The organism is Mycobacterium sp. (genome assembly GCF_032162605.1).
Classification (GTDB): domain Bacteria; phylum Actinomycetota; class Actinomycetes; order Mycobacteriales; family Mycobacteriaceae; genus Mycobacterium.
The window spans coordinates 1-3,764 of the sequence record NZ_JAVROT010000216.1 but is presented as its reverse complement, the minus strand read 5'-3'; the positions used below and the strand labels follow the sequence as shown (position 1 = coordinate 3,764).

Sequence of the window (3,764 nt, the reverse complement as noted above, 5' to 3'; positions counted from 1 at the left end):
TGCGGGAGAGCGGGAAGTTGTCGGCCAAGGCGGCGATGATGCTGGGCGCGGCCGGGGCACTGTTGGGATACGTGTCGCTGGCGTTCGCTCCGAACGTCTTCTTCGCCTATCTGGGCTTCGGGTTCTTTGGCGGAACCGCGGCCGGTTTCGTCTACGCCACCTGCGTGAACATGGTGGGCAAGTGGTATCCGGAACGAAAGGGCGGCAAGACCGGTTTCGTCAACGGCGGGTTCGCCTACGGTTCGGTGCCCTTCATCTTCCTGTTCACCTCGTACCTGTCTGTCAGCAACTACGAGGGAATCCTGTTCGCGGTCGGCGTGTTTCTGGCCATATTGGTGGCCGTGAGCGGGTTCTTCTTCAAGGACCCGCCGAAGAACTGGTGGCCCGCGCACGTCGACCCACTGGTGGCCAGTGAAGACCCCCGAATCCGGCGGGCCCTGCTGAAGAATCCGCCCGCGGTGAAGCAGTACACGCCGATGGAGGCCATCAAGACCGGCATCCTTCCGCTGATGTGGTTCGTCCTGCTCTGCACCGCGGGCATCAACATCTTCGGCATCGCCATGCAGGTGCCCTTCGGCAAGGAGATGGGCTTCGCCGGCGGGATCGTGGCGCTGGCGATGAGCCTCAAGGCCATCATCAACGGCACCGGCCGCGGCGTGATCGGCTGGATCTCCGACCTGTACGGGCGCAGGAACACGCTGATCATCGTGTGCGCGGTGCTGGGGCTGTCCCAGTACGCGGTGTACCTGTCCGGCTCCATCGGCAGCATGCCGCTGTTCCTTCTGGCATCGATGGTCTCGGGCTTCGGTGGCGGCGCCATCTTCCCGCTGTTCGCGGCGATGACCGCCGACTACTTCGGGGAGAACAACAACGCGACCAACTACGGCCTGGTCTACAGCTCCAAGGTGATCTCCGGTCTGGTAGGTGCCGGTATGGGTTCGGTCGTGGTGGACACCTGGGGTTACGACGCCGCGTTCATGATCGCCGGTACGGTCGGCGTCTGCTGCGCCTTCATCACGATCCTCCTTCGTCAACCCAAACTGCCGGAGTCACAGCAGCCGACGTCGGTGAAGGACGAGCACAAGGACAAGCAGGGACGTCAGGAGCAGGAGGCCGCATCGCTAGCGCTGGACTAGTGCCGTGTGGGCTCGCAGGCAATGAATGAAGGCCCCGGGAGCGGGAGAGGTCCTCGCCAGACCCTCTCGCACCCGGGGCCTCAGTTTCCCGGGGCCCAAAGGGTTGACCGAAACGGCGCAGCGCGGCGACGGCAACGACGGTTCATTGCATACGAAAACCTGTAAGCTGAGCACGCGCATCGAAGGCTAAGGAGCTGCCAGCCATGTCACATCCCTATCCCTCCGGCAAACGCAAGCAGGCTTCGCGGGCCAACATGCTGGCCGACGCCGCACCCCGGGTGTTGCGTCCCGCTCCCCTGCGCCAGGCCGTCTACGACGCGATCGTCGAACTGATCGTGCACGGCACCCTGCAACGGGGCCGGCACGTCGTCGAGGCTGAACTGGCCGATTATCTCGGTGTCAGTCGCCAGCCGGTGCGAGAAGCCTTGCAGCGCTTGCAGACCGACGGTTGGATCGAGCTCCGCCCCGGGCAGGGCGCCTTCGTGCACATCCCGTCTGAAGACGAAGTGGACCAGCTTCTCGGCGTTCGGTCGGTACTGGAAACCCATTCGGCCGGGCTCGCCGCCGAACGCGCCACCCCGGAGGACGTCAATCGGCTCTGGGAGCTGCAGCAGGACGGGTTGAACGCCCTGGCCGCCAACGACTCCGAGGGCCTTGTCGCGGCCAACGCGGCCCTGCACGCGGCAATCACCGCCCTCGCGGGCAACGAGGTACTCGCCGAACACATCGGACTCGTCGAACGCAAGTGGCGCTGGTACTACCTGCCCATCGCGCAGCCGCGCGGCCAGGACGCCTGGAGCGAGCACGCCGAACTGATCTCGGCGATCGCCGCCAGGGACGTCAAGCGCTCGACCGACATCATGAATCGTCACACCGAGCGGACGCGGCAGGTCTACCACGAAGAGCGGCTCGCCAAGGCCGAGCAGGAATGACGTCGGGTCACCCCGCCGAGCGCTGACCGTTGTGAGGGGCCGGATTCCCGTCGAACTCCTCCTCCCCGGAGCGGATCCGTTCGGCCGCGGAGTAGACGTTCATCGAGGTGCCGCGTAAGAAGCCCACCAACGTCAGTCCCATCTCCCTGGCAAGGTCCACGGCCAGCGATGACGGAGCCGACACTGCGGCCAGTGCCGGTATCCCAGCCATCACCGCCTTCTGCACCAGCTCGAAGGAAGTGCGGCCGCTGACCATCAGCGTCATGCCGGTCAGCGGCAGGCGCCCTTCGGCAAGCGCCCATCCGATCACCTTGTCCACCGCGTTGTGCCGTCCGACGTCCTCCCGCACGCACCACAGCTCACCGTCGGCGTCGAACAGCGCGGCCGCGTGCAACCCGCCGGTCCGGTCGAAGACCCGCTGCGCAGCCCTGAGCTTGTCCGGCAGGGTGACGATCGTCGCGGCGCTCAGCCGGACCGGATCATGGTCGACGTGCCAGCGGCTGACGGTGCGCACGGCATCGAGGCTCGCCTTCCCGCATACCCCGCACGACGACGTGGTGTAGAAGCTGCGTTCCAGCGACGGGTCGGGCGGTGCGATGCCGTCGTCGAGGAGTACGTCGAGCACGTTGTAGGTGTTGGCGCCGTCGGCGGTCGCTCCGGCGCAGTAGCGGATCGCCGCGATGTCCGAGGCGGCCGTCACCACGCCCTCGCTGACGAGAAAGCCGCGGGCCAGGTCGAAGTCGTCACCCGGGGTCCGCATCGTCACCGTCAGCGGACGTCCCGCCACCCGGATCTCCAGCGGCTCCTCCGCGGCGAGGGTGTCCGGGCGTGTCGAGCTCACCCCATCGGTCATCCGCTGGATGCGGTATCTGCTCGTCACGCGTCCCATGTGGGCAAACTCCCCTTGTCGTATGTCGTACTCAAACCTACTGGCGCGACGATGCCGCCCGCTTGGTCTCGAACACTTTTCTGGTGAAGAGTGATTCGCGAAAGCGGGTCGAGCAACCTCCGTCGAAGTGTGGACACGTGATACACATCACGTTATTATGATTGCATACTGTATGCAATTAGGAGCGCATGATGGACCCTACCGGTTCCCCAGTCGACGTCGTCGACGTCGTCGAAGTCCTCGACCTCTGACACCGCGGCCCCCTCTTGCCGTTAGTCGAGCACGAGCACGCGAGCGTGCAGTGCGGGCCGTTGCTGCAGGGCCGCGCGCAGGGCACGGTGCAGGCCGTCCTCGAGGTAGAGGGCGCCCTGCCACTCGACGACGTGTGCGAACAGGTCGCCGTAGAACGTCGAGTCCTCGGACAGCAACGCGTCGAGGTCGAGCGTGCGCTTGGTGGTGGTGAGCTCGTCGAGCCGGACCAGCCGCGGAGGCACGTCCGACCAGTCGCGCGGCGTCACCTTGCCGTGGTCGGGGTAGGGCCGCTGGTCCCCGACCGCCTTGAAGATCACGGCGGCAGTCTAGGGCGGCTCATCCGAACGGCCGACACCACGAATCACCCAGAGTGATGACGCTGCTCAAGCACGTTTCGGAGGCCGCCGACGCTTCGCTCAGAAGGTCGCGTGCCCGTGGCCTTCGGTGCGGCGGTACGGCACGTCACCAGGGGGACGCGCTCTCGGTTCACACCCTTGTGCTCTCCGGTGTCGTGGAAGGACGTGACCAGCAGTGACTGCGCAGCCGCGAGCCCTG

5 protein-coding genes are annotated in these 3,764 nt (G+C 66.0%); 2 read left to right on the top strand and 3 right to left on the bottom strand.

Annotated elements, in window-relative coordinates; all coding sequences use genetic code 11:
• Together QOI01_RS13480 and QOI01_RS13475 are read left to right on the top strand one after the other, a co-directional pair.
• On the top strand, positions 1–1,136 hold a 1,136-nt coding region (locus QOI01_RS13480), incomplete at its 5' end, for an OFA family MFS transporter (protein ID WP_526381660.1).
• 203 nt (positions 1,137–1,339) lie between these two features.
• Positions 1,340–2,068 (top strand): GntR family transcriptional regulator, encoded by a 729-nt coding sequence (locus tag QOI01_RS13475; RefSeq protein WP_526381658.1) that lies wholly within the window; start codon positions 1,340–1,342, stop codon positions 2,066–2,068.
• Between the two features lie 7 nt (positions 2,069–2,075).
• Here the strand turns inward: QOI01_RS13475 and fdhD are convergent, their stop codons facing one another.
• The 3 genes from fdhD to QOI01_RS13460 all read right to left on the bottom strand — a co-directional run.
• Positions 2,076–2,957, bottom strand: a complete 882-nt coding sequence (gene fdhD / locus QOI01_RS13470) for a formate dehydrogenase accessory sulfurtransferase FdhD (RefSeq protein ID WP_526381656.1) — start codon at positions 2,955–2,957, stop codon at positions 2,076–2,078.
• A 272-nt stretch (positions 2,958–3,229) separates the two neighbouring features.
• Positions 3,230–3,526, bottom strand: a complete 297-nt coding sequence (locus QOI01_RS13465) for a type II toxin-antitoxin system VapB family antitoxin (protein ID WP_526381654.1) — start codon at positions 3,524–3,526, stop codon at positions 3,230–3,232.
• Positions 3,527–3,570: 44 nt separating this feature from the next.
• The coding region (locus QOI01_RS13460; RefSeq protein WP_526381652.1) for a hypothetical protein at positions 3,571–3,764 on the bottom strand (194 nt) is incomplete at its 5' end.